Raw genomic sequence first — 21,291 nt, 5'->3', positions numbered from 1 at the left:
GTCATGCGCAAAAATCTTCCTATCCTCTCGCAGCGCTATCCATTGGACGCTGAGACACGGCTTATGTCTGTGACCACACCCGGCAGCTTTATTACCTGCGCTAATAAGATTTTATCCAGGTAAGCGGCTACCACGCCGAGGAACTGATGGGGGAGCCTCATAATATTATCCGACACCCGCATATGCCGCCATCCGCGTTCGCGGATATGTGGAACACCCTAAAGAAGGGCAAAATCTGGACGGGCATCGTCAAAAATCGTCGAAAAAATGGCGAATTCTACTGGGTAAAGTCGAGTACCACACCATTAAAAAAGGGCGATCGGCTTACGGGCTATATGTCTGTACGGATTGCCGCCACCCAAGAGGAAATTGCCCAGGCTGAAGCCCTCTATGACCGGGTCAACCGCGGTAAACTGACACGCCAAACCTTTTTTCAAGGTCTGCTAGTCTATCGTGGCCTGTGGGGATGGTTAAACCTGACAAAAACCTTACCCTTACGCTGGCGTATCCGTATCTGCTTTCTGCTGTGTAGCCTGTTGCCCCTATCGCTGGCCGGCGCAGCCCTTCACGCAACCCCCTCAGCGCCCTTATGGCTGGGGCTGCTTGCCGCCAGTTCCATCGCGGGCTGCGAATTACTGGTTCGTCAGGTAGCCGCGCCCCTCGCGCACATTTTGCAGCAGGCGATGCGCGCCGCCGCCCTCTGGCCAACGTTTCGGCCCTTCTGCAGGAATAGACCCCGTTGAAAGCGGCGTCGGTATTGCGTCTGAGTTCCCTGCTGATGGTAGAACGAGGAAGCTCCAGTTCCCGGGCGATGGTGGCCTGGTTAACCCCATCACCACGCCGCTTTTCGATGTAGAACCGTTCTTTGTGAGTCAGATGTTTTCCCTGCATGCAACGGGATCTCCAGTAGGGCCAGAACGGTGATTTTATCCGACTCTGGCCAGTGGGTCACTTTGTTGCGTTTCGAGTGGGAATGGGGCGGTCTAGTTATCGGCGTACTGTTCGGCTTTGCGCTGCATCTGGTGTATGGCGGCAACAATCCGGTCATCAAGACTTCCGTTGCCTGGTTTAACATCGTGGGTAACGGTTACGTTCGACTGTTACAAATGATTGTTATGCAGTTGGTTTTCGTTTCAATTTTGAATTCGGTTGCCAAGCTGCACATCATCATTAGGAAAAATCAGCGTACTAACACTGGGTACCCTGCTGTTAACCACCCTGATCGCAGCGCTGATCGGCGCTAATCCCACGTCAATTATCAGTACGGTAATCTTCGCCGCGCTGCTCGAAGCGTGTTGCTTAATAGTGAAATAAGGGTGTTTCGGTGATTGAAGTAAATTTTACGCTGTTCTGAGATGGAAATTCCAAAGACCGGCGCTAAGGAGTAAGAAGGTATCATCAATAAAGGGTCTACGATTCCGTAAAATTTGGGTCATGCAACCGAGGCGCTTGATACCCGCGATGGCGTGTTCAACTGTAATACGGATGCCCGAGATTATTTTATTTTCTTGTTTTTGTTCAGGCGATAAAGGTCTTTTTCGAGTTCCTTTTTTTGGGATTTGTGTATTAGGATGCTGTTTATCTATACCTTGAAAACCGGTATCTGCCCAGATGGTTACCTCAGGAGGAATATGGCGAATTATATCGACTTTATCGAGTAAGCGTTTATCGTGACGGCGCCCATTTTTGCTCATGGGGATAAATCCAATTTGCCTTGTTTCGTCAGTCATAATAAGCCCTTTTCGAGTGGTCTGTCTTTTCTTTCCCGAATACATTTTTTTTCGCCGACGCAGATTCTTAGGCTTTTGGACAGGTCGCTCTGTCCCATCAATAAAGACGTCTTTAACTCCAGGAAAGGCGCGAAAAAATTCCTCAGCAGAGCGAATTTGACGAGCGGGCAAAACACATTCTCGCCCCAAGGTCATCTCTAAAACCGGCAATAATATTTTTACCCAGCGACATACCCGTTTTCTATCTAAACCAAAAAGAAGTCCTTGCAAATCATAGGTCGGATAACATTTTAAATACAATAAAATAAAAAGCAGTTTATCTAATGGGGTTGGGATAAATCCTTTCTGCCCTCCACCCATCTGCCGCTCGTAATCTTTTCGATTCTTTTGCCGATAAATCAAATAACAAGCTGAAAATTCAGCGGCTAAATTTTTCAATTCTTCGACTGATAATCCAATGATTGCTTTACATAAACGATTATCTCGTAACAACCGCTCTTTGTTGATCATTTCAAACCTTTATTCTCTAAGTTAAACCTCTTTTTATTCTCAATAGCCTGACAAAAAATGCAAGTCTCTATTCAGCAACTAGTTTTCGGTATTGCGGCACTGCAACTTCATCGCGATGATGCGGCCAAGGGTGAACGCGTCTTGGCGGCGATCGATACGCTGCAATCCTGGGTGATGAAGTTGGTTCGCCTGGTGATGAAACTGACGCCCTACGGTGTGTTGGCGCTGATGACCAAGATGGTCGCAACGTCGAATTTGCAGGATATCATCAAGCTGGGTAGCTTTGTCGTCGCCTCTTACCTTGGCCTTGGCATCATGTTTGTGGTTCATGGTGTGCTGTTAGCCTCAACGGGTATCAACCCACTGCGTTTCTTTCGAAAAATTGCCCCAGTGCTGAGATTTGCTTTTACCAGTCGTTCGAGCGCAGCCACCATTCCGCTCAGCATAGAGGCGCAAACGCGCCGCATCGGCGTGCCGGAATCTATCGCCAGCTTTGCCGCGTCCTTTGGCACCACCATTGGGCAAAACGGCTGTGCCGGGCTCTATCCCGCTATGCTCGCAGTCATGGTCGCGCCTACCGTCGGTATCAATCCGCTGGACCCGGTGTGGATTGCCACGCTAGTGGGTATTGTGACCATCAGTTCTGCCGGCGTCGCAGGCGTAGGCGGCGGTGCGACGTTCGCTGCACTGTTCGTTCTGCACGCCATGGGATTGCCGGTAACGCTGGTCGCACTGCTGATCTCTATCGAGCCGTTGATTGATATGGGACGTACAGCGCTCAATGTGAGCGGTTCAATGACGGCAGGCACGGTAACCAGCCAGTTACTGCAACAAACCGACAAGGCCCGTTTTGCGGCCGACGATGAGTCCGTGTTGAACGCATCCCACACCTGATAGCCAGGTGAATGCATTGCGGCATAAAAAAACCGGCAGGTCTACCCTGCCGGTTTTTGTTTATGCAGACGGTTATATACGCAAAATACCATTACCGTTGGGGATTGGTGTCATAGGCCTCGCAGCTTTGGAAACCTTTGTTCAACACCTGTCCACGGTCGTTAAAACTCACGAAATAGTTCTGCGCCGTCCCATCACGGTTTTTCAACAGGTAGTTAAAGCAGGTGCCTCTGGCGTTTTTCAACCGTACTTCTGACGCAGGCGTGCCGGCAATTTGAAGCACTTGCTGTTTGGTCTGTCCGGCCTTGACCTCTTTAACCACCGGCTCGGTAAAGCTACTTTCTGCACGATTGTAGGCTGAACACCCAGAGAGAAGGAGAGCCCCCGCAGCATCAAGACATACCAGTAGTTGATTATTTTTCATGTTATTACCTCATTCATTAATGGGTCACTGACAAGGCTAGATGGCTCGCTGCAATTTTTCAAATCAGTATTCGACCACATTTTATCGTCTCGCTGCCCCTTATTGCGCCAATATAGCCAAGCGACATTATTTTGATAACAGCCAGCTATGCTTCTTTGCCGCATATCAGGGCATAGGATGTAATCATTTTTAAGTCGGTTGGCTATAAAACGAAAAATACGCGCGCACTGCTTGTCCTTTTTCTTCACGACGATTAGCTTTACACTCTAACCATCAAGCTAATTATTTCGCAGTATCAACAGGTTCAGGAAGGGGGCCACCATGTCATTGCAGCAAGAGATCATCCAGGCACTGGGTGTTAAGCCTACTGTCGATCCTGATGCCGAGATTCGCATCAGCGTTGATTTTTTAAAGAATTATCTTAAGGCTAATCCCTTCATTCGTTCGTTAGTACTGGGGATCAGCGGCGGACAAGATTCCACACTGACCGGTAAACTGTGCCAGACGGCCATCAATGAGTTACGCAGCGAAACCGGCGATACGCGTTATCAGTTTATCGCTGTGCGCTTGCCGTATGGCATTCAGGCGGATGAGGCCGATTGCCAGGATGCCATCGCCTTCATCCAACCGGACAACGTTTTGACGGTGAACATCAAGCCCGCCGTCGAAGCCAGTGAAGCCACCCTGGCTGCCATCGGCGTGACTCTGTCCGATTTTGTCAAAGGCAATGAAAAGGCGCGTGAACGCATGAAAGCGCAATACAGCATTGCGGGCATGAACGCGGGTCTGGTGGTCGGCACCGACCATGCGGCAGAAGCCGTCACGGGGTTCTTTACCAAATACGGCGACGGCGGCACGGATATCAATCCTATTTTTCGTTTAAATAAACGGCAAGGAAAAGCGCTACTGAAGGTACTTGGCTGTCCGCAGCACCTGTACACCAAAGCCCCGACAGCCGATCTGGAAGAGAACCGCCCTTCTTTGCCTGATGAAACCGCTCTTGGCGTCACCTATAACGAAATTGATGACTATCTGGAAGGAAAAACGCTCGACGCCGATCGCGCCGCTATTATCGAAAACTGGTATAAAAAGACCGAACATAAACGCCGTCCTCCGGTTACTGTATTTGACGATTTCTGGCACTGATAGGCGGGCAGTAGACGCTGCACGGATGCCGGAAACGGCATCCGTTTGCTTTTGGAACAATGATAATCAACATGGATATGACCCCACACGCGCCACGCTGGCAGGCCTGTTAGCCATTCTGCTCTGGAGTACTTCTCTCGGCCTGTTACGCAGTTTAACCGAAGCCCTCGGCCCTGTCGGAGGGGCGGCGATGATATACAGCACCTGTACACTCTGTCTGGTGCTGTTCTCTGGATTCCCGTCTCTGCGCGGTTTTTCCAAAGGCTATTTGTTTGGCGGCGGATTGCTTTTCGTCTGTTACGAAATCTTCCTGTCACTCTCCATCGGCTTTGCCGCGAATCGCGTTCAGGCAATGGAAATGGGCATGATCAATTACCTTTGGCCAAGCCTCACGCTCTTGTTTGCGGTTTTTATCAATCAACAAAAAAGCAGCCTTGGGCTATGGATTGGCGTCGCGCTCGCGCTGGCCGGTATCGTCTGGATGATGAAGGGCGAAAGCCACTGGTCGCCATTAGTGATGTGGCAAAACATTCTGACTAACCCGTTGGCCTACGGCCTGGCCTTTGCAGCAGCCATTTCCTGGGCGCTGTATTGCAATATCACCAAGCGGCTTGCTAGGGTGAAAAGTGGCAATACCCTGTTCTTTCTTGCGGTCAGCGTTGTGCTGTGGATTCAATACGCCGTCTCAGCCAGACCGTCGATGGCGTTTTCACTCACTACCGGACTGGAATTGCTGTTTATGGGGGCATCGACAGCGGTCGCCTACTCTGCCTGAAATACCGGCATTCAGCGCGGCAATATGACATTGCTCGCGACGGCGTCTTATTTTACGCCCGTGTTCTCAACGCTGCTCGCCGCCCTCTGGCTGCATACCGTGCCTGATTTGGCCTTTTGGCAGGGTGTCGCCATGATTACGCTGGGTTCATTGGTCTGTTGGTGGGCAACGCGCGAGACACAAAAACAGTAGGGTTTTATCGCACTCCCTTATAGTGCGTTTCACATTTATTTAACTCATTTCATCGTATTGTATGTTATAGCCAAGCGACTTAATTTTGATTACACCATATGGACTGAGAACAAACTCTCTGTATCGCAACCCATCTCTCTTTTTTTGCTTTTTGCTTGTGCCCATTTATGCTCAATTGGGTTAAGATCTGGCGAATATGTAGGCAAATACTCCACCATATACCCTGCATCGATGATGACTTGTTGAATATTATGTTTTTTGTGAAAAGTGGCATTGTCCATCATGATTACACTGTTTTTAGGGAGTACTGGGATAAGGACTTGTGTGACCCAGGCATAGAAAACATCGCTGTTAATATTGATATCAAATAATCCGATAGCAAACAGCGTTGTGCCTAATAAAGCGCCGATAACATTTGTTCTTCCCCTAGCTCCCCAGTTCTTCAGGCCAAAACACCGTTGACCTTTTGGGGAATAGCCGTGAGTCCGTGGGGCATCGTGTGAAAAACCACTTTCATCAATAAAAACAATAGGTTTACCTTCTTTTTCATACTGTTGTTTTTTTTGTTGAAATCCCTGCCGGGCGTTTTCGTCGGCTTTCGGATGACGTAGAGTTTTTTTTTATAGGTCAATCCCAGCTTTTTAAGCGCTTGCCAAATGGCCTTCTGACAAACGCCAAAACGCTCTGCACGTTCTTTTTGGTAAGCATCTGGATATTGTTCAACATCTTTTATCAACTCGGATTTATCGATCTTTCGCTGACGCGTGGTCGATGCTTTTGACTCTATTTGATTAATCCAACGCGATACAGAGGCAGGGCCAATCCGAAAGTGCTTCGCTGTTTCTCGGATACTCAACCCTTCGTTTTTCCGTGTAGATATCACTTTACGTCTAAAATCAATTGAATAGCTCATTTAAATAATGTAATCAAAATTAAGTCGTTTAGCTATAACTTTAATGCACGCATTGAAGAGAGCATTGGCGGTATCCGCGTGGTTAAGGCGTTTGCCAATGAGTTTCATGAAAAGGCGCTATTCGCGCAGGACAACGAAAACTATCGCACCATCAAACTGCAAGCCTACCGCATCATGACCGCTAGCCTGAAGCTGAGCTACCTTAGCACGCGCTTAATACAACTGATCATCATGTTGGCGGGCATATGGTATGTGATTCAAGGAGAACTCTCTTACGGTGGCTTTATTGGTTTCCTGCTGCTGATTGAAGTGTTCTTCCGTCCGGTGGCCAGAGCCTCTCGCCTTTTTCCTACCTACTCCCTTTTTTCCCCGCTTTTTTGACATTCATGGTGTCTTACCCAATAAAATGCATTTAAAATACATGAATAAAGATGACGGGATGAGAGACCAACTGTTGCACGACAACCGATGGGAAAATATCGTCTGGCCCCATTCCCAGTCGAAACGCAACAAAACGGTAGGGCATTATGCCGCCTGTAAGTGCGTTAAAAATACCTCATTTGGAGAACGATAACCCAGCGATTTTCGGCCTCGCGTATTGAGCAGGTGTTCGAGTGCTGCAACCTTGCGATGGGTGACATAATTGAAGTCCGTTCCCTTCGGGTAAAAACGCCGTATCAGCCCGTTGGTATGCTCATTCAACCCGCGTTCCCAGGAATGATATGGCCGGGCAAAGTAGACCGGTGCCCCCGTGACTTTTGTAATTTCCCCGTGCTGGGAAAATTCAGAACCGTTGTCAGCAGTCAGGGTTTTAAACTCGCAGAAGGTATTGGCAACGATGTCCCTGAAGGCCGCTACCACTGTCTCTGCTCGCTTGTTGGGCAGTTTGCGAATGATGACCAGCTTGACGGCTTTATCGACCACCGTCAGCAGGAATGATTTCTGATCTTTGCCAAAGATGGTGTCAATCTCGAAATGCCCGGGTTCCTGCTTGAGGTCAGCAACGGCCGGCCGCTGCTCAATGCCAACACGGTTGGGAATAGGACCGCGTTTGTTCTCATCGGTCTGATAGTTATACCGTTTACCCCGATGAGGGAGCTGCTGATACAGCTCACCGCCGGCCCGGCGCTCCTGCTGGATATAGCGATAGAGCGAGTTCTTGCTGACGGACAGGCCAAATTCCAGGACCAGGCGCCCACTAATGACCTCAGGTGAGGTGTGGGTAGACAGCGCCGTTCTGATAAAGTCCTGAATGTGCGGTTCAAGCTGGTTAATCACGCTGTCCGGCCGAGTTTTCTGCCGCCGCCCTCTGGCCAACGTTTCGGCCCTTCTGCAGGAATAGACCCCGTTGAAAGCGGCGTCGGTATTGCGTCTGAGTTCCCTGCTGATGGTAGAACGAGGAAGCTCCAGTTCCCGGGCGATGGTGGCCTGGTTAACCCCATCACCACGCCGTTTTTCGATGTAGAACCGCTCTTTGTGAGTCAGATGTTTTCCCTGCATGCAACGGGATCTCCAGTAGGGCCAGAACGGTGATTTTATCCGGGTCTGGCCAGTGGGTCACTTTGTTGCATTTCGACTGGGAATGGGGCCTGCGAGAACTGCGCACCATTCTGCTGATGATAGATCTGTATGAAAAGCACCATACCGCAGACGAGGGGGACGGCGAACGCTATCAGCAACTTTCTGCCTATGCCACTAATCGCCTTGAGCGCTGTCAGTTTGGCGAAGAGAAGCCAGCCTGCAAACATTGTCCGATCCACTGCTATCAACCGGCCAGACGCGAGCAGATTCGCGCCATTATGCGTTGGTCGGGACCGCGCATGTTATTGCACCACCCTATTCTGGAGATACGTCATTTAATCGATGATCATCGCACCGTACCGGCACATACGCCACGGCAGGAAACCGCGGCGCGGGTACGACAACCGCAGACCGCCTGCACCCATCACGGCATAAAAAAAGGCCGCTAACGCGGCCTTTTTGTGAATTGCATGTAAGAACTACTCTTTGGGAGAGGCGTTCTCGACTCTGCTTTTGAGCTTTTGCCCTGGACGGAAGGTGACAACCCGTCGCGCCGTAATCGGAATATCTTCACCCGTTTTAGGGTTACGTCCCGGACGTTGGTTCTTGTCGCGCAGATCGAAATTACCAAACCCCGATAACTTTACCTGCTCACCATTTTCCAGAGCGCGGCGAACTTCTTCAAAAAAAAGTTCGACGAGTTCTTTGGAATCCCGTTTACTCAGCCCAAGCTTTTCAAACAGGTATTCTGACATTTCAGCTTTAGTAAGCGCCATAGGTTCAATCCCTCAAGGATGCTTGGAATCGCTGTTTTAGTGCCTCTACGCATTGTGATACGGTAGCGGCAATATCCTCTTCTGCCAGTGTACGAGAGGTATCTTGCAATACCAGACTGATCGCCAGGCTCTTATACCCTTCTTCCACGCCCTTGCCTCGGTACACGTCAAACAAGTTTACGCCAACTAACTGATTTGCGCCAACTTTCTTACATTCTGACAAAACTTCGCCAGCCGAAACGTTTTCTGCTACCACAACCGCAATGTCACGACGGTTCGACGGGTAGCGAGAAATTTCGCTCGCATCAGGAACCACGCGGTCTGCGACCTTGTTCCAGCTCAATTCGAACACCACAGTACGGCCATTCAGATCCAGTTTACGTTCCAGCTCTGGATGGATTACACCAATGAAACCAACCGATTCCCCTGCCAGATAAATCGCTGCACTCTGGCCAGGATGCAACGCCGGGTGTGATTCTGCTTTGAACTCAATTTCCGAAAGTTTACCTGTCAGTGACAGCAGCGCTTCCAAATCGCCTTTGAGATCATAGAAGTCAACCGTCTGACGCGCCAGACCCCAATGCTCATCATAGCGATTCCCAGTAATCACGCCAGCTAACATAAGGTCCTGACGAATACCGAGTTTATCCTGACTATCAGGAACGAATCTTAAACCGCTTTCAAAGAGGCGCAGGCGACTCTGCTGGCGGTTTTGGTTATAAACCACCGCACCGAGCAAGCCGCTCCACAGTGACAGGCGCATTGCTGACATTTCAATGGAAATCGGGCTTGGCAGAATCAATGATTCTTCACCTGGGTGAATCAGCGATTGCACTTTAGGATCGACAAAGCTGTAAGTAATCGCTTCCTGATAGCCGCGGTCAACCAGCAGCGTTTTCACGCGCTTAAGCGAAAGCGCCGATTCACGGTGCGATGTCATGGTCAGCGGTGTATGGGTTGGAATATTGGGAATATTGTTGTAACCGTAAACACGGGCAACCTCTTCCACCAAGTCTTCTTCAATCTCCATGTCAAAACGCCAGCTCGGTGCTACGGCAGTCCAGCCTGCATCAGTACGTGCCACGCTGCAACCAAGGCGAGTCAGGATATCGCTCACCTGCTCATCGGGAACGACATGCCCAATCAACCGGTCCAGTTTTTCTCTGCGCAGCGTAATCGTAGCACGGGTGGGCAAATGTGTTTCAGAGGTCACATCAATCACCGGCCCGGCATCACCGCCGCAAATACTTAGCAGCAGTTTGGTCGCACGCTCCATCGCGTTGTACTGCAACGCAGGATCGACACCGCGCTCATAACGGTGCGAGGCATCGGTATGCAAGCCGTGACGGCGGGCACGGCCGGTGATCGCCAGCGGATGGAAATAGGCACATTCAAGCAGCACGTTACGGGTTTCACCGTTAACGCCAGAGTGTTCACCGCCGAAAATACCGCCCATTGCCAGTGCTTTACTGTGATCGGCAATCACCAGGGTATCAGCATTCAAGGTTGCTTCATTGCCATCCAGCAGCGTCAGGGTTTCGCCTTCCTGCGCCAGACGCACCACGATACCGCCGTCCAGACGATCTCGGTCGAAAGCGTGCATCGGCTGCCCCAACTCCAGCAGCACGTAGTTGGTCACATCCACCACGGCATCGATGGAGCGGATACCGCAACGACGCAGCTTCTCGCGCATCCACAGCGGCGTTGCCGCTTTCACATCAATCACCTTCACCACGCGTCCCAAATAGCGAGGACAAGCGTTTGACGCTTCTACACGGATCGGGAAGGTATCGGACACCGTTGCTGCGACCGGCGTAATGTCCGGTGCCGTCAACGGCAGTTGATTTAGCACTGCAACATCACGGGCCACGCCAATGATACTCAAGCAGTCGGCGCGGTTAGGCGTCACGCTGATTTCGATGGCATTATCATCCAACCCCAGATAAGCGCGGATGTCAGTACCGATCGGCGCGTCGTGCGGCAATTCGATAATGCCGCTGTGGTCTTCAGATATGCCCAGTTCGGAGAACGAGCACAGCAACCCTTCCGAGGGTTCACCACGCAGCTTGGCGGCCTTGATTTTGAAATCGCCCGGCAACACAGCACCAATAGTTGCAACAGCAACGCGCAGCCCTTGACGGCAGTTCGGGGCACCACACACGATATCCAGCAGACGTTCACCGCCCACGTTAATTTTGGTGACGCGCAGCTTATCGGCATTAGGATGCTGACCGCATTCAACGACTTCGCCTACCACCACACCATGAAACGCCCCTGCAACTGCCTCAACGCAATCCACTTCCAGGCCGGCCATGGTAATCTGTTCTGACAGTTCGTCACTGCTGATCGCCGGGTTAACCCACTCGCGCAGCCAATGTTCACTGAATTTCATAATACTGTACCCGCCTTACTTAAACTGTTTGAGGAAGCGAAGATCGTTTTCGAAGAATGCGCGCAAATCGGTTACGCCATAGCGCAACATGGTCAGACGCTCCATCCCCATACCAAACGCGAAACCGGAGTACACATCTGGATCGATACCCACGTTACGCAATACATTAGGGTGCACCATGCCGCAGCCCAGCACTTCAAGCCATTTCCCGTTTTTACCCATCACATCCACTTCTGCGGACGGTTCAGTAAACGGGAAATAGGACGGGCGGAAACGTACCTGCAAATCCTCTTCGAAGAAGTTACGCAGGAAATCATGCAGAGTGCCTTTCAGGTTGGTAAAGCTGATGTTTTTATCCACAATCAGCCCTTCCATTTGATGGAACATCGGCGTATGCGTTTGGTCGTAATCGTTACGATAGACACGGCCTGGTGCGATAATGCGAATCGGCGGCTGCTGTTTTTCCATGGTGCGAATTTGCACCCCAGAGGTTTGGGTACGCAGTAAACGCGTTGCATCAAACCAGAAAGTGTCATGATCGGCACGCGCGGGGTGGTGCCCCGGGATATTCAGCGCATCGAAGTTATAATAGGCATCTTCGATTTCCGGCCCGGTGGCTACCGAGAAACCCAATTCACCAAAAAAGGTTTCGATACGATCGATGGTGCGCGTGACCGGATGCAAACCACCGTTTTCCATGGTGCGACCCGGCAGGGAAACATCGAGGGTTTCTTCGGCTAGACGGGCGTTCAGCACCGCCGACTCCAACGTTTGTTTGCGGACGTTCAGCGCTTCTTGCACATCCTGCTTCGCCTGGTTGATGACCGCACCTGCCGCAGGGCGTTCGTCTGCGGGCAAATCGCGTAGCGTTGTCATTTGCAGGGTTAAATGCCCTTTTTTGCCCAGGTATTCGACACGCACATTATCCAGCGTCACAATATCCTGAGCCGCGCCTATGGCTGTTCTGGCATTCGCTACCAGCTCTGCGAGATGTGGCATTGCATTCCTCTTCTTCTGCCTGTATGGCCAGTTATCATGATTAGAACCAAACGCAAACAAAAAAGCCTCCCGGGGGGAGGCTTCAAGCGCTATTTTTCGTTTCTTTTCTTACGCGCAAAGCCTCCTGGGATCAGGTGCTAAAGTAAAAAAAGAAACGGAAAATAGCAGTATTCATACTTGCGTTACCTTAATGTCAATACGCTTGCGCGTCACCAGTGTCGATGTTTATCGCCAATAACCTCGCGGCGGACACGTTTACAGTAAAAAGGTTACTACCAACAGCGCGGTCTTATTGGAAATCGGTGCAGATAAAAAGTCAATCACAACAGTTATGGATATCGTTCAATGCGACATAAAGGACACACTGACCGCTCCTTAAACGAAAAGAGGGAGCAAATCTCCCTCTTTCCACTGGCTTACGCCAGGGCTGCTTTCGCTTTTTCAACCAGTGCAGTGAATGCCACTTTGTCGAATACGGCGATATCAGCCAGGATCTTACGGTCGATTTCAACAGAGGCTTTTTTCAGGCCATTGATGAATTTGCTGTAAGAGAAGCCATTTTGGCGGGCTGCTGCATTTATACGTGCAATCCACAGCTGGCGGAATTGACGTTTACGTTGACGACGGTCGCGGTAAGCGTACTGACCAGCTTTGATTACTGCCTGGAAGGCAACACGATAAACGCGCGAACGGGCACCGTAGTAACCTTTCGCTTGTTTCAGAATTTTCTTGTGACGTGCACGAGCAACCACACCACGTTTTACGCGAGCCATATGCTCTCTCCTAAAGTCTTATTCTTGATTCAAAAAGGTTACTTATGCGTACGGCAGACATGCGATCACGAGGCCCAGATCTCCTTTGGAGACCATACCTTTCGGACGCAGATGACGTTTACGTTTAGTCGCTTTTTTGGTCAGAATATGACGCAGGTTAGCATGCTTACGCTTAAAACCACCTTTGGCGGTCTTTTTAAAGCGTTTAGCGGCGCCACGTACTGTTTTGATTTTTGGCATGTTAATTTCCACTCCGCATTGTTGATATAACGAATCAGCTAAGGCGAACACCGCACGGGCTCTATTACTTGAATGCCTTACTGTTTCTTCTTCGGTGCGAGCACCATGATCATCTGGCGGCCTTCGATCTTCGTAGGGAAGGATTCGACCACTGCCAGTTCACTCAGATCGTCACGAACGCGGTTAAGCACTTCGATACCAATCTGTTGGTGCGCCATTTCACGTCCGCGAAAACGCAGGGTGATTTTGGCCTTGTCACCGTCTTCCAGAAAGCGAATCAGGTTGCGTAGTTTGACCTGATAGTCGCCATCATCGGTACCAGGACGGAATTTAATTTCCTTAACCTGGATAACTTTTTGTTTCTTCTTCTGTTCCTTGGTGGCCTTACTCTTCTCGTAGAGGAACTTGCCGTAATTCATGATTCGGCAAACCGGCGGCTCGGCGTTAGGACTGATTTCAACTAAATCAACACCTGCTTCTTCGGCTTTCTCTAACGCTTCATTCAGACTGACAATGCCAATCTGCTCGCCATCGACGCCTGTTAGACGTACCTCTTGCGCGCAAATTTCTCTATTGATGCGATTAGGACGCGCCGGTTGAACTCGTTTTCCGCCTTTTATACCTTATTCCTCCAACTGATGAAGACTACGGCTGCGAATTTCTTGTTGCAGCTGCTTGATCACTTCGTTAACGTCGATGCTTCCCAAATCTTTGCCGCGACGGGTGCGAACGGCCACTTTGCCAGCTTCCACCTCTTTATCACCGCAAACAAGCATATATGGAACACGTCGTAAAGTGTGCTCGCGGATTTTAAAGCCTATTTTCTCATTTCTCAAGTCCGCTTTTACACGAATACCTGCATCTTGCAGTTTTCGTGTCAATTCACTGACATATTCGGACTGTCCATCGGTGATATTCATAACCACAGCTTGCACCGGTGCCAACCAGGTTGGGAAGAATCCGGCGAACTCCTCGGTAAGAATACCGATGAAGCGCTCCATGGAACCCAATATGGCGCGGTGAATCATCACAGGCACCTGACGCTCGTTGCTTTCGCCCACATAAGAGGCGTTTAAACGGCCTGGCAGTGAAAAGTCGAGCTGCACCGTACCACATTGCCAGGCGCGATCCAAACAATCGTGCAAAGTAAATTCAATTTTCGGACCATAGAACGCCCCTTCACCCGGCTGATAATCAAAAGGAATCCCGTTCTCTGTCAGCGCAGCGGCCAAATCGTGCTCAGCGCGATCCCACATCTCATCGCTGCCGATGCGTTTTTCAGGGCGCGTGGAAAGCTTGACGACGATTTTTTCAAAGCCGAAGGTGCTGTACATGTCGTACACCATCTTGATACAGCTATTCACTTCTGCACGAACCTGCTCTTCGGTACAGAAGATATGGGCATCGTCCTGAGTAAACCCGCGCACACGCATCAACCCGTGCAGGGAGCCTGACGGTTCGTTGCGGTGGCAACTGCCGAATTCGGCCATACGCAGCGGCAAATCGCGATAAGATTTTAAGCCCTGATTGAATATTTGCACATGCCCCGGGCAGTTCATCGGCTTGATGCAATATTCCCGGTTCTCTGAGGAAGTGGTGAACATGGCTTCTTTGTAGTTTTCCCAGTGCCCGGTTTTTTCCCACAGCACACGGTCCATCATAAAGGGCCCTTTCACTTCCTGATACTGGTACTCTTTGAGCTTCATGCGCACAAATGCTTCCAGTTCCCGGAATACGGTCCAGCCATCGTTGTGCCAGAACACCATGCCTGGCGCTTCTTCCTGCATATGATACAGGTCGAGCTGCTTGCCGATTTTGCGGTGATCGCGCTTGGAGGCTTCTTCCAGACGTTGCAAATAGGCGCCCAACTGTTTTTTATCCGCCCAAGCCGTACCGTAGATACGCTGCAACATTTTGTTTTTGCTGTCACCGCGCCAGTAGGCACCCGAGGTTTTCTGCAATTTGAAATGATGGCAGAAACGCATATTGGGTACATGCGGGCCACGACACATGTCGATGTATTCTTCGTGATGATACAGACCAGGACGATCGTCGTGGCTGATGTTTTCATCCAGAATGGCGACCTTATAGGTCTCGCCACGCGCGGCGAAAACATCACGCGCTTCCTGCCAACTGACCTTTTTCTTGATAACGTCGTAATCTTTGTCGGCCAGTTCGTGCATGCGCTTTTCAAGCAGATCGATATCTTCCTGCGTCAGCGTACGATCTAAATCAACGTCATAGTAAAAACCATTATCGATTACCGGACCGATCGCCATTTTGGTATCAGGCCACAGTTGCTTGATGGCGTGCCCCAACAGATGCGCACAAGAGTGGCGCAAAATCTCCAGCCCCTCTTGATCCTTGGCGGTAATAATCGCCAATTGTGCATCAGAATCGATCAGATCGCTGGCATCAACCAGTTCACCGTTAACGCGGCCCGCGATACAGGCTTTCGCAAGACCCGGACCAATATCCAGTGCCACATCAAAAGGAGAAACGGCACGATCGTATTGACTCTGACTTCCATCAGGAAGCGTAATAACAGGCATTCTAGTTCCTTTATTCGCAGTGCTGACCCACACGAAAGATCACATACGAAACAATATTATTTAAGTTTACCAGCGGGTTATGAAGTAATGTTCGCTTCACTCTGCAAACTGTGTAGACCAAGATGTACAACAATCAAAATGTACCTACCCCAGCCCGCTGATAAGTCCGTATATATAGTACACGTCATCAGGTACGTGTTAAAGGAACAAGTAAAGGGCCATCCTTGGCTCGTCACAACCTGGCACAGTACGAAACGCCAGCGCCACCCTTCAACAAGCGCAATTAGGTGATGCGGACATTGGTTGATGGGATCATATAGTCATCCTTGTCATCAACTCCTAGAGTGGCAACTCATACCATGATCGTGCTTCCCAGCTTACTGGCAATGCCACCGTGGGCGTATTAGCTGAAAGATCTGTTATGTAGAAAGAAATCGTTGTTGCTGTCGCGTTAACTCGGCGCACAAAATATTCACCTGATGACCCAAAAATTGCACCACGAACGACTGGCGGCGTTCCTCCTACTAACCCATGGTTTATCGTTGCACCGCTAAGAACGTTATCAAGCCCAAATGAATATGTCTTAAAGCCCTGGATGTTACGCAGGGAGCCGTGCGCCCAATTACGGGTGATGAAGTTAGCTGTGTCTGGGCTTGCATAATCGAGTTTACCGTCATGGATATCTACGCTACAGCGGCTTTGTTGAATAATTTAAGATACTGATTTATATAAGCATTATAAAATTTCAACGACTAATTTTTCCTCTCGGAATGCTTTTTATTGTGCTAACTATTTGATTTGTCGTTCTAACAAAATACATTCTCTGTAAATGCATTCTAACTAAAGAAGATGTAAATCAAACGGTTAAATTATTCAACAAAGCCCGCTACAGCCAGAAACTAGGTTTATGTGTTTGTTAGTTACCCCCCATGTCAGGGTAGTTGTCGCCTCTGAGTGAAAAAAATCTAGGGGGCTGGAGAAGCTGTTCATGGGAAGCTATTCGCCAGAACGTAAAGCGGCTGTGATCGCCAGAATGTTGCCGCCGCATAGTCAGTCTATTTACCAGATATCCCGCCTGGAAGGCATTCCCGCCAATACGCTTTATGGCTGGCGGTCTCAGGCTGGAATTCCGACTCAGTCGGCAGCCAGTGAGAGTAAACTCCACCTGGAGTGGTCTCAGGATGCGCGCTTCGCCGTTATCGTTGAAACCGCGCCGCTTTCTGCTCATGCTGTGGCTGAATACTGTCGCCGTAAAGGCCTCTATCCTGAACAGATTCAGCAGTGGAAGGACGAGTTTATGCAGCCAGGTCAGCGTGCAGAAAGAGCCTTAATAAAGAAACAGCAAAAAGAAATTCAGCAGCTTAATCGTGAAATAGCCCGCAAGGACAAAGCCCTCGCCGAAGCGGCGGCACTGCTCATCCTGGAAAAAAAGCTCAAGGCGTTCTTCGACGAAGAACGCGAGGTCGAATGACGCGCACAGCCGACAGGTTACGGCTGATGAAGATGCTGGAGGAGGCTGCCACTGCCGGCGTCCGGCAAAGCGATGCCTGCAGGTCTGTAGGTATTAGCGAGCGGACGTTCCAGCGCTGGCGGCTAAGTCCTGACGACCGGCGACCGACGGCATCACGGCCGATGCCGAAAAACAGGCTCAGTGCTGAAGAGGAACAGCAGGTGCTGGCCATCTGCCATGAGCCACGATTCGCCAGTCTGTCGCCGGCGCAAATCGTACCGGCACTAGCCGATGAGGGGCGTTACGTTGCCAGTGAATCGACGTTTTACCGGGTGTTGCGCCGTGCCGGAGAGGTCAGTCATCGCGGGCGTCAGCAGGCCCCGCAAAGTAAGCCGCTGTCGACATGGAAGGCGATCGCGCCGAACCAGGTGTGGTCGTGGGACATCACCTGGCTGAAGTCGCTGACGGCGGGTCACTGGTTCTACCTGTATCTCATAGAAGATGTGTTCAGTCGCAAAATAGTGGGTTATGAGGTGTACCCGGTCGAAAGCGGCGAGTATGCAGCAGAACTGCTGAAGCGAACGGTGCTGAGCGAGCGCTGCTGGCAGGAGCCGCTGGTACTGCATGCGGATAACGGTGCACCGATGAAGTCACAGGTGCTGCAGGTGAAGCTTGCGGAGCTGAAGGGCTTTGTTGAATAAATCAGAATTAGCCGACAGGATGACTCCCTCTGCTACACCTGTTATCCTATCCTGACGCTGTGTGGCATACCCAACAACGTCATACGCTTCAGCGCTTTGACCATCGCTATGGCTTCACCTACTTGAGCCTCATAGTCACGCAGGCTCAGATGGCCACCCAGCAAAGTTTTTATGCGGAACATCGCTGTTTCTGCCACTGAACGCCGGTGATAACCCACTTTCTTTTTCCACATATCATTACTCCCGCTCAGACGCTGATTCGCCACCGCATGGTTACGTTCATGGTACTTGTCCGGCCAGTATTTGGCTCCGCTTCGCGGCGGGATAAGGGGCCTGATTTTCTTTCTTAGCAACGCATCGTGGCAGTAACGGGCGTCATAAGCACCGTCTGCTGACACTTCCCTGATTTTTCGGTGGGTTTGGTTAATCAGGCCCGGCAGTGCCTGCGCATCTGTCGTTCCGCTGAGCGATAAGTCGGCACAGATAATCTCATGCGTCGCACTGTCTGCTGCCAGATGAAGCTTGCGCCACACTCTTCGTCTGTCAGCCCCATGCTGCCTGACTTTCCATTCACCTTCGCCAAAGACCTTCAGACCGGTACTGTCGATGACCAGATGCGAGATTTCACCACGCGTTGGCGTTTTTATGCTGATACTGACGGTTTTTGCCCGCCTACTGACCAGAGAGTAGTCCGGGCAGCGCAGTGGCAGGCTCATCAGTGTAAAAACCGAGTCGACAAAGCCCTGTAATGCCCGGAGCGACAGGTTAAACACGCGCTTTATCATCAAAACCGTGGTAACAGCCATATCGGTGTAGTAAAGCGGCCGACCACGACCTTCAGGCGAAGAACTGTCAGTCCATGCAGCGATGGCCGACTCATCAAGCCAGACCGTCAGGGAGCCGCGTTGTCTGAGTGCTTTGTTGTAGGTGGGCCAGTTGGTGATTTTAAACTTTTGCTTTGCCATGGGGAGCTGCTATCGGGAGCGATGATAGTGCTTTGATCCGGCGATCCCCTGAAAGTTCGATTTATTCAACAAAGCCGAGCTGAAGATAACCCCGTCACACAGTCGGCCGCGGGTAAGCAACGACAACGCCCACGTGTAATCGCTGTTCAGGATGCTGAAATACGTGCCTGCATGGTCTGAAAAAGGCTTTGCAACGCTGGAAGATGCGCGAGCCTGGGTGGAAACCTTCGTCGGCTGGTATAGCCAAGCGACTTAATTTTGATTACACCATATGGACTGAGAACAAACTCTCTGTATCGCAACCCATCTCTCTTTTTTTGCTTTTTGCTTGTGCCCATTTATGCTCAATTGGGTTAAGATCTGGCGAATATGTAGGCAAATACTCCACCATATACCCTGCATCGATGATGACTTGTTGAATATTATGTTTTTTGTGAAAAGTGGCATTGTCCATCATGATTACACTGTTTTTAGGGAGTACTGGGATAAGGACTTGTGTGACCCAGGCATAGAAAACATCGCTGTTAATATTGATATCAAATAATCCGATAGCAAACAGCGTTGTGCCTAATAAAGCGCCGATAACATTTGTTCTTCCCCTAGCTCCCCAGTTCTTCAGGCCAAAACACCGTTGACCTTTTGGGGAATAGCCGTGAGTCCGTGGGGCATCGTGTGAAAAACCACTTTCATCAATAAAAACAATAGGTTTACCTTCTTTTTCATACTGTTGTTTTTTTTGTTGAAATCCCTGCCGGGCGTTTTCGTCGGCTTTCGGATGACGTAGCGTTTTTTTTATAGGTCAATCCCAGCTTTTTAAGCGCTTGCCAAATGGCCTTCTGACAAACGCCAAAACGCTCTGCACGTTCTTTTTGGTAAGCATCTGGATATTGTTCAACATCTTTTATCAACTCGGATTTATCGATCTTTCGCTGACGCGTGGTCGATGCTTTTGACTCTATTTGATTAATCCAACGCGATACAGAGGCAGGGCCAATCCGAAATTGCTTCGCTGTTTCTCGGATACTCAACCCTTCGTTTTTCCGTGTAGATATCACTTTACGTCTAAAATCAATTGAATAGCTCATTTAAATAATGTAATCAAAATTAAGTCGTTTAGCTATAGAACGAGGAAGCTCCAGTTCCCAGGCGATGGTGGCCTGGTTAACCCCATCACCACGCCGTTTTTCGATGTAGAACCGCTCTTTGTGAGTCAGATGTTTTCCCTGCATGCAACGGGATCTCCAGTAGGGCCAGAACGGTGATTTTATCCGGGTCTGGCCAGTGGGTCACTTTGTTGCATTTCGACTGGGAATGGGGCGTGTAAAAGATTTACTTTACCGCCAATAAGGTCTTTACGATCGTAAAAAACGCAATATTATGGTAAGGGTGCCATCAAGGCATCAAGCTTACTTAGCCTCAACTCCCTTTAGTAGTTGGGGCTTTTTGCTATTGACAGCGACTGATTGCTCAATAAAACTATTTCGTCGCACATCTCGCTTGTTGTTCAGTCCGTATCAGTTTTGTGCAGGTGTTAGATATGGCCCCGGTTAATTGCCGCTGCCTCTTGCGTGCTCCATTTTTTATTTCAGCATTTGATAATAATGAGGATTGTCTGAACACTGTCCATATCCACACTCTAAAAATGTAGATAGTAAATTTGCCACAATGAGAAAAGTAAACATAAATTTTAATATTTTACTATTTATTGATGTGGTATAACTACATTCATTTTTATAAATAAACAATATCATTGCTGTGGATATTATTACTATAACACTTGCAAGTATTGACCATGTATAGAAATGAAGAGAAAAGAATGCTGAACCATATCCATTATCTCCTGGTAAAATATGAAGAAGAAACTGTCTGGTAGCTATCACACCTGTGATAACGGCACTAATTAAGATGAAACTATAGTGTTTTAATTTTATTCCAAAAGATAGATTGAAAAAAAATCCACAACCAATCATGATAAAACCCATTCGCTGAAGCAAGCATAGTGGACATGGCAGCTCATGAAGATTGAACTGGTAAAAAAAAGCAATTAAAAGAATTATATTTACACCACATAAACCTAGTATATTAAATAATACTGAAATGTTTTCTACAGACTTTTCGTTAAACATATGATGTATCTCAGATTAAAATGAAAGGTTAAGTGGGTTAGTAATATGATGATTTAATAGCAAAGAAACTACGATGAGTAGCAATATCCATAAAGCATAACCTAACCTCTTTTTGCCTTTGATAGCGCTGATTGCTATCCCTAATGCGTTGATAAACAGAAAAAACATATGAACTCGACCTACATTCAATCATGATACATATGATTATAAGT

The 21,291-nt window shown here is 49.4% G+C and carries 25 protein-coding genes, 6 pseudogenes and 1 other annotated feature; of the genes and pseudogenes, 11 read left to right on the top strand and 20 right to left on the bottom strand.

Annotation, left to right across the window (positions count from 1 at the left end; genetic code table 11):
- Window positions 1-146: 146 nt before the first annotated feature.
- Window positions 147-302, top strand: a pseudogene (locus ACQGXV_RS29490) (PAS domain-containing protein); the annotation flags it as partial.
- A gap of 97 nt (window positions 303-399) precedes the next feature.
- Here the strand turns inward: ACQGXV_RS29490 and ACQGXV_RS29485 are convergent.
- Entirely contained in the window at window positions 400-891 is a 492-nt protein-coding gene (locus tag ACQGXV_RS29485) for a helix-turn-helix domain-containing protein (RefSeq protein ID WP_440864026.1), read from the bottom strand.
- Window positions 892-980: 89 nt separating this feature from the next.
- Here ACQGXV_RS29485 and ACQGXV_RS29480 point away from each other — a divergent pair.
- Window positions 981-1,257 (top strand): annotated as a pseudogene (locus ACQGXV_RS29480) (cation:dicarboxylate symporter family transporter); the annotation flags it as partial.
- An 83-nt stretch (window positions 1,258-1,340) separates the two neighbouring features.
- Here the strand turns inward: ACQGXV_RS29480 and ACQGXV_RS29475 are convergent.
- Window positions 1,341-2,240 (bottom strand): transposase family protein, encoded by a 900-nt coding sequence (locus tag ACQGXV_RS29475; protein ID WP_440864025.1) that lies wholly within the window; start codon window positions 2,238-2,240, stop codon window positions 1,341-1,343.
- A gap of 57 nt (window positions 2,241-2,297) precedes the next feature.
- On the opposite strand from ACQGXV_RS29475, the gene ACQGXV_RS29470 reads away from it, so the two are divergent.
- Window positions 2,298-3,134 (top strand): cation:dicarboxylate symporter family transporter, encoded by an 837-nt coding sequence (locus ACQGXV_RS29470; RefSeq protein ID WP_440864024.1) that lies wholly within the window; start codon window positions 2,298-2,300, stop codon window positions 3,132-3,134.
- A 91-nt stretch (window positions 3,135-3,225) separates the two neighbouring features.
- Here ACQGXV_RS29470 and osmE read toward each other — a convergent pair whose 3' ends face one another.
- Window positions 3,226-3,558, bottom strand: a complete 333-nt coding sequence (osmE, locus tag ACQGXV_RS29465; protein ID WP_440864023.1) for an osmotically-inducible lipoprotein OsmE — start codon at window positions 3,556-3,558, stop codon at window positions 3,226-3,228.
- 40 nt (window positions 3,559-3,598) lie between these two features.
- On the opposite strand from osmE, the gene ACQGXV_RS29460 reads away from it, so the two are divergent.
- From ACQGXV_RS29460 to yddG, 3 genes and pseudogenes are all read left to right on the top strand, one after another.
- A complete protein-coding gene (locus ACQGXV_RS29460; protein WP_440864022.1) occupies window positions 3,599-3,751 on the top strand; it encodes a hypothetical protein in 153 nt (50 codons plus the stop codon).
- A gap of 128 nt (window positions 3,752-3,879) precedes the next feature.
- On the top strand, window positions 3,880-4,704 hold the full coding sequence (nadE, locus tag ACQGXV_RS29455; protein ID WP_440864021.1) for an ammonia-dependent NAD(+) synthetase: 825 nt from the start codon (window positions 3,880-3,882) through the stop codon (window positions 4,702-4,704).
- 25 nt (window positions 4,705-4,729) lie between these two features.
- A pseudogene (gene yddG / locus ACQGXV_RS29450) lies at window positions 4,730-5,671 on the top strand (aromatic amino acid DMT transporter YddG).
- A gap of 89 nt (window positions 5,672-5,760) precedes the next feature.
- Here yddG and ACQGXV_RS29445 read toward each other — a convergent pair.
- Window positions 5,761-6,228: pseudogene (locus tag ACQGXV_RS29445) on the bottom strand (IS630 family transposase); the annotation flags it as partial.
- Entirely contained in the window at window positions 6,114-6,584 is a 471-nt protein-coding gene (locus tag ACQGXV_RS29440) for an IS630 transposase-related protein (protein ID WP_440864020.1), read from the bottom strand. The pseudogene ACQGXV_RS29445 and the gene ACQGXV_RS29440, both read right to left, overlap by 115 nt.
- Window positions 6,585-6,620: 36 nt before the next feature.
- On the opposite strand from ACQGXV_RS29440, the pseudogene ACQGXV_RS29435 reads away from it, so the two are divergent.
- Window positions 6,621-6,941, top strand: a pseudogene (locus tag ACQGXV_RS29435) (ABC transporter transmembrane domain-containing protein); the annotation flags it as partial.
- 168 nt (window positions 6,942-7,109) lie between these two features.
- On the opposite strand, the gene ACQGXV_RS29430 reads toward ACQGXV_RS29435, so the two are convergent.
- Window positions 7,110-8,084 (bottom strand): IS30 family transposase, encoded by a 975-nt coding sequence (locus ACQGXV_RS29430; RefSeq protein ID WP_440862690.1) that lies wholly within the window; start codon window positions 8,082-8,084, stop codon window positions 7,110-7,112.
- A gap of 62 nt (window positions 8,085-8,146) precedes the next feature.
- Here ACQGXV_RS29430 and ACQGXV_RS29425 point away from each other — a divergent pair, with 62 nt between their 5' ends.
- Window positions 8,147-8,554, top strand: a complete 408-nt coding sequence (locus tag ACQGXV_RS29425; RefSeq protein WP_440864019.1) for a nitrous oxide-stimulated promoter family protein — start codon at window positions 8,147-8,149, stop codon at window positions 8,552-8,554.
- Between the two features lie 30 nt (window positions 8,555-8,584).
- Here ACQGXV_RS29425 and ihfA read toward each other — a convergent pair whose 3' ends face one another.
- The 8 genes from ihfA to thrS all read right to left on the bottom strand — a co-directional run bounded on the left by ihfA (window position 8,585) and on the right by thrS (window position 15,837).
- On the bottom strand, window positions 8,585-8,881 hold the full coding sequence (gene ihfA / locus ACQGXV_RS29420; protein ID WP_440864018.1) for an integration host factor subunit alpha: 297 nt from the start codon (window positions 8,879-8,881) through the stop codon (window positions 8,585-8,587).
- Window positions 8,882-8,885: 4 nt separating this feature from the next.
- On the bottom strand, window positions 8,886-11,273 hold the full coding sequence (gene pheT, locus ACQGXV_RS29415) for a phenylalanine--tRNA ligase subunit beta (protein ID WP_440864017.1): 2,388 nt from the start codon (window positions 11,271-11,273) through the stop codon (window positions 8,886-8,888).
- Between the two features lie 15 nt (window positions 11,274-11,288).
- Window positions 11,289-12,272 (bottom strand): phenylalanine--tRNA ligase subunit alpha, encoded by a 984-nt coding sequence (gene pheS / locus ACQGXV_RS29410; RefSeq protein ID WP_440864016.1) that lies wholly within the window; start codon window positions 12,270-12,272, stop codon window positions 11,289-11,291.
- Between the two features lie 55 nt (window positions 12,273-12,327).
- Window positions 12,328-12,452: a sequence feature (Phe leader region), on the bottom strand.
- A complete protein-coding gene (pheM, locus tag ACQGXV_RS29405) occupies window positions 12,403-12,447 on the bottom strand; it encodes a pheST operon leader peptide PheM (RefSeq protein WP_152473150.1) in 45 nt (14 codons plus the stop codon). (Overlaps the previous feature by 45 nt.)
- 236 nt (window positions 12,453-12,688) lie before the next feature.
- Complete coding sequence (gene rplT / locus ACQGXV_RS29400; RefSeq protein WP_440864015.1) at window positions 12,689-13,045, bottom strand: 50S ribosomal protein L20; 357 nt, start codon at window positions 13,043-13,045, stop codon at window positions 12,689-12,691.
- 42 nt (window positions 13,046-13,087) lie between these two features.
- Complete coding sequence (gene rpmI / locus ACQGXV_RS29395; RefSeq protein ID WP_222160781.1) at window positions 13,088-13,285, bottom strand: 50S ribosomal protein L35; 198 nt, start codon at window positions 13,283-13,285, stop codon at window positions 13,088-13,090.
- 77 nt (window positions 13,286-13,362) lie between these two features.
- Complete coding sequence (infC, locus tag ACQGXV_RS29390; RefSeq protein WP_440867685.1) at window positions 13,363-13,905, bottom strand: translation initiation factor IF-3; 543 nt, start codon at window positions 13,903-13,905, stop codon at window positions 13,363-13,365.
- A gap of 3 nt (window positions 13,906-13,908) precedes the next feature.
- Window positions 13,909-15,837, bottom strand: a complete 1,929-nt coding sequence (gene thrS, locus ACQGXV_RS29385; RefSeq protein WP_440864014.1) for a threonine--tRNA ligase — start codon at window positions 15,835-15,837, stop codon at window positions 13,909-13,911.
- Between the two features lie 988 nt (window positions 15,838-16,825).
- On the opposite strand from thrS, the gene ACQGXV_RS29380 reads away from it, so the two are divergent.
- Together ACQGXV_RS29380 and ACQGXV_RS29375 are read left to right on the top strand one after the other, a co-directional pair.
- The gene (locus ACQGXV_RS29380) at window positions 16,826-17,308 is read left to right on the top strand and encodes a transposase (RefSeq protein ID WP_440863617.1); all 483 of its coding nucleotides are present in this window, start codon (window positions 16,826-16,828) and stop codon (window positions 17,306-17,308) included.
- Window positions 17,305-17,988, top strand: a complete 684-nt coding sequence (locus tag ACQGXV_RS29375; protein ID WP_440864013.1) for a DDE-type integrase/transposase/recombinase — start codon at window positions 17,305-17,307, stop codon at window positions 17,986-17,988. The genes ACQGXV_RS29380 and ACQGXV_RS29375 overlap by 4 nt, the downstream gene beginning before the upstream one ends.
- Window positions 17,989-18,029: 41 nt before the next feature.
- Here ACQGXV_RS29375 and ACQGXV_RS29370 read toward each other — a convergent pair whose 3' ends face one another.
- A complete protein-coding gene (locus tag ACQGXV_RS29370) occupies window positions 18,030-18,953 on the bottom strand; it encodes an IS5 family transposase (protein ID WP_440864012.1) in 924 nt (307 codons plus the stop codon).
- Window positions 18,954-19,029: 76 nt separating this feature from the next.
- Here ACQGXV_RS29370 and ACQGXV_RS29365 point away from each other — a divergent pair.
- Window positions 19,030-19,197: pseudogene (locus ACQGXV_RS29365) on the top strand (integrase core domain-containing protein); the annotation flags it as partial.
- Between the two features lie 18 nt (window positions 19,198-19,215).
- On the opposite strand, the gene ACQGXV_RS29360 reads toward ACQGXV_RS29365, so the two are convergent.
- The 5 genes from ACQGXV_RS29360 to ACQGXV_RS29340 all read right to left on the bottom strand — a co-directional run bounded on the left by ACQGXV_RS29360 (window position 19,216) and on the right by ACQGXV_RS29340 (window position 21,247).
- Window positions 19,216-19,749 carry an IS630 family transposase gene (locus tag ACQGXV_RS29360; protein ID WP_440862665.1) on the bottom strand — a complete coding sequence of 178 codons (534 nt, stop codon included), beginning with the start codon at window positions 19,747-19,749 and terminating at the stop codon, window positions 19,216-19,218.
- A complete protein-coding gene (locus ACQGXV_RS29355) occupies window positions 19,673-20,038 on the bottom strand; it encodes an IS630 transposase-related protein (RefSeq protein WP_440863104.1) in 366 nt (121 codons plus the stop codon). Before ACQGXV_RS29355 ends, ACQGXV_RS29360 begins: the two co-directional genes overlap by 77 nt.
- Window positions 20,039-20,182 carry a hypothetical protein gene (locus ACQGXV_RS29350; protein WP_440864011.1) on the bottom strand — a complete coding sequence of 48 codons (144 nt, stop codon included), beginning with the start codon at window positions 20,180-20,182 and terminating at the stop codon, window positions 20,039-20,041.
- 351 nt (window positions 20,183-20,533) lie between these two features.
- Window positions 20,534-21,079, bottom strand: coding sequence for a disulfide bond formation protein B (locus ACQGXV_RS29345; RefSeq protein ID WP_440864010.1), 546 nt, complete (start codon window positions 21,077-21,079; stop codon window positions 20,534-20,536).
- A gap of 15 nt (window positions 21,080-21,094) precedes the next feature.
- Window positions 21,095-21,247, bottom strand: coding sequence for a DUF5993 family protein (locus tag ACQGXV_RS29340; RefSeq protein ID WP_440864009.1), 153 nt, complete (start codon window positions 21,245-21,247; stop codon window positions 21,095-21,097).
- Window positions 21,248-21,291 lie beyond the last annotated feature (44 nt).

This window comes from Symbiopectobacterium purcellii (assembly GCF_052050035.1).
In the GTDB taxonomy this organism is placed as follows: Bacteria; Pseudomonadota; Gammaproteobacteria; order Enterobacterales; family Enterobacteriaceae; genus Symbiopectobacterium; species Symbiopectobacterium purcellii_A.
Note: the sequence above shows the minus strand (reverse complement) of the source record. Positions and strands in the feature narration are given on the sequence as shown.

Bases quoted from the DNA above. Each gene is read 5' to 3' on its own strand.
- ACQGXV_RS29485 (WP_440864026.1), bottom strand. From the start codon at position 891: ATGCAGGGAAAACATCTGACTCACAAAGAACGGTTCTACATCGAAAAG.
- ACQGXV_RS29475 (WP_440864025.1), bottom strand. From the start codon at position 2,240: ATGATCAACAAAGAGCGGTTGTTACGAGATAATCGTTTATGTAAAGCA.
- ACQGXV_RS29470 (WP_440864024.1), top strand. From the start codon at position 2,298: ATGCAAGTCTCTATTCAGCAACTAGTTTTCGGTATTGCGGCACTGCAA.
- osmE (WP_440864023.1), bottom strand. From the start codon at position 3,558: ATGAAAAATAATCAACTACTGGTATGTCTTGATGCTGCGGGGGCTCTC.
- ACQGXV_RS29460 (WP_440864022.1), top strand. From the start codon at position 3,599: ATGGCTCGCTGCAATTTTTCAAATCAGTATTCGACCACATTTTATCGT.
- nadE (WP_440864021.1), top strand. From the start codon at position 3,880: ATGTCATTGCAGCAAGAGATCATCCAGGCACTGGGTGTTAAGCCTACT.
- ACQGXV_RS29440 (WP_440864020.1), bottom strand. From the start codon at position 6,584: ATGAGCTATTCAATTGATTTTAGACGTAAAGTGATATCTACACGGAAA.
- ACQGXV_RS29430 (WP_440862690.1), bottom strand. From the start codon at position 8,084: ATGCAGGGAAAACATCTGACTCACAAAGAGCGGTTCTACATCGAAAAA.
- ihfA (WP_440864018.1), bottom strand. From the start codon at position 8,881: ATGGCGCTTACTAAAGCTGAAATGTCAGAATACCTGTTTGAAAAGCTT.
- pheT (WP_440864017.1), bottom strand. From the start codon at position 11,273: ATGAAATTCAGTGAACATTGGCTGCGCGAGTGGGTTAACCCGGCGATC.
- pheS (WP_440864016.1), bottom strand. From the start codon at position 12,272: ATGCCACATCTCGCAGAGCTGGTAGCGAATGCCAGAACAGCCATAGGC.
- rplT (WP_440864015.1), bottom strand. From the start codon at position 13,045: ATGGCTCGCGTAAAACGTGGTGTGGTTGCTCGTGCACGTCACAAGAAA.
- rpmI (WP_222160781.1), bottom strand. From the start codon at position 13,285: ATGCCAAAAATCAAAACAGTACGTGGCGCCGCTAAACGCTTTAAAAAG.
- thrS (WP_440864014.1), bottom strand. From the start codon at position 15,837: ATGCCTGTTATTACGCTTCCTGATGGAAGTCAGAGTCAATACGATCGT.
- ACQGXV_RS29380 (WP_440863617.1), top strand. From the start codon at position 16,826: ATGGGAAGCTATTCGCCAGAACGTAAAGCGGCTGTGATCGCCAGAATG.
- ACQGXV_RS29375 (WP_440864013.1), top strand. From the start codon at position 17,305: ATGACGCGCACAGCCGACAGGTTACGGCTGATGAAGATGCTGGAGGAG.
- ACQGXV_RS29370 (WP_440864012.1), bottom strand. From the start codon at position 18,953: ATGGCAAAGCAAAAGTTTAAAATCACCAACTGGCCCACCTACAACAAA.
- ACQGXV_RS29355 (WP_440863104.1), bottom strand. From the start codon at position 20,038: ATGAGCTATTCAATTGATTTTAGACGTAAAGTGATATCTACACGGAAA.
- ACQGXV_RS29350 (WP_440864011.1), bottom strand. From the start codon at position 20,182: ATGCAGGGAAAACATCTGACTCACAAAGAGCGGTTCTACATCGAAAAA.
- ACQGXV_RS29345 (WP_440864010.1), bottom strand. From the start codon at position 21,079: ATGTTTAACGAAAAGTCTGTAGAAAACATTTCAGTATTATTTAATATA.
- ACQGXV_RS29340 (WP_440864009.1), bottom strand. From the start codon at position 21,247: ATGTTTTTTCTGTTTATCAACGCATTAGGGATAGCAATCAGCGCTATC.